Origin of the sequence: Bifidobacterium sp., assembly GCF_050874245.1 — a bacterium.
Lineage (GTDB): Bacteria > Actinomycetota > Actinomycetes > Actinomycetales > Bifidobacteriaceae > Bifidobacterium.
In genome coordinates this window covers 1-1,144 of record NZ_JBNMKH010000211.1, presented here as the reverse complement: position 1 = coordinate 1,144, position 1,144 = coordinate 1, and the positions used below count along the sequence as shown (strand labels likewise).

The 1,144-nt window shown below is 57.7% G+C and carries 1 protein-coding gene and 1 pseudogene; both read left to right on the top strand.

Annotation, left to right across the window (positions count from 1 at the left end; genetic code table 11):
• A pseudogene (locus ACR0P8_RS09980) lies at positions 1-414 on the top strand (carboxylate--amine ligase); the annotation flags it as partial.
• Positions 411-1,136, top strand: coding sequence for an aspartate/glutamate racemase family protein (locus ACR0P8_RS09975; protein ID WP_432624888.1), 726 nt, complete (start codon positions 411-413; stop codon positions 1,134-1,136). The pseudogene ACR0P8_RS09980 and the gene ACR0P8_RS09975, both read left to right, overlap by 4 nt.
• Positions 1,137-1,144: the final 8 nt, after the last annotated feature.

The window sequence follows — 1,144 nt, the reverse complement described above, 5'->3', positions numbered from 1 at the left end:
GAGGGCGTGGCCAATTTCGACATGAAGTACGACGAACGCGACGGCGAGTACAAGCTGTTCGAAATCAACCTTCGCCAGGGACGTTCCAGCTATTTCGTCACGCTGAACGGCTTCAATCTGGCGAAGTATTTCGTCGACGACCTCGTCGAGGACACGCCGTTCGACGGCAACACCCTGTTCGGCCGCGGTTCGAAGCTGTGGCTTGAGATTCCGAAGTCGATTTTCCTTGATTACGTCGCAGAAGGCGCTGACAAGGAAACCGGCAAGCGCATGCTCAAGTCGGGCGATTGGGGTACCACCTTGGAGTATTCCAAGGATATGAATCCGCTGCGTTGGCTGATGATTCGGCACATGTTCTCGATTTACAAGAAGAGCTATGCCAAGTACTTCACCAAGAAGGGCGAGCTTAAGTGAAACGACCGTTTTTCGCCGTACTGGGCGGCATGGGCACGCTGGCCACCGAAAGCTACATCCGCTTGGTCAACCGCGCCACGCATGCCCATTGCGATCAGGATTATCTGGACTACATCGTCTTCAACGATTCCTCCGTGCCGGACCGCACCGCGTACATTCTCGGCGAATCCGACGAGAATCCCTTCCCCGTACTCGCCGACGATATCGAGAAGGCAACGGCGATGGGCGCGAGTTTCATTGTGCTCACCTGCAATACCGCGCACTATTTCTATGACGATTTCCAGGCGTTGACGACGGTGCCGATTCTGCATATGCCACGCGGCGCGGTGGCACGCATGGCTCAGCGTTATCCGAAGGATCGTTTTCCGCGGGTCGGTTTCCTCGGCACCGTGGGTTCGCGCAAATCCGGCGTGTACAAGCGTGCCGTCGAAGAGGCCGGATACACGTTCGTCGAACCGACCGACGAGTTGCAGGCCCGTATCACTTCGCTGATTTATGACGATGTGAAAGGTAGTGGCGAGCTCAATCTGGAACGCTACGAATCGGTGTTGCGCGATATGCTCGATCCGGCAGGCCCCTGCGCGTGCGACACGCTGATATTGGGCTGCACCGAGCTGAGCATGCTCAACGAGGCGTTTCCGCTGCCCCAGCTGCCGGTCATCGACGCGCAGGCCGTGCTGGTGGAAGATACCGTGGCGCGGGCCGAAGCGTTGCGCGCGTAGCTATTATT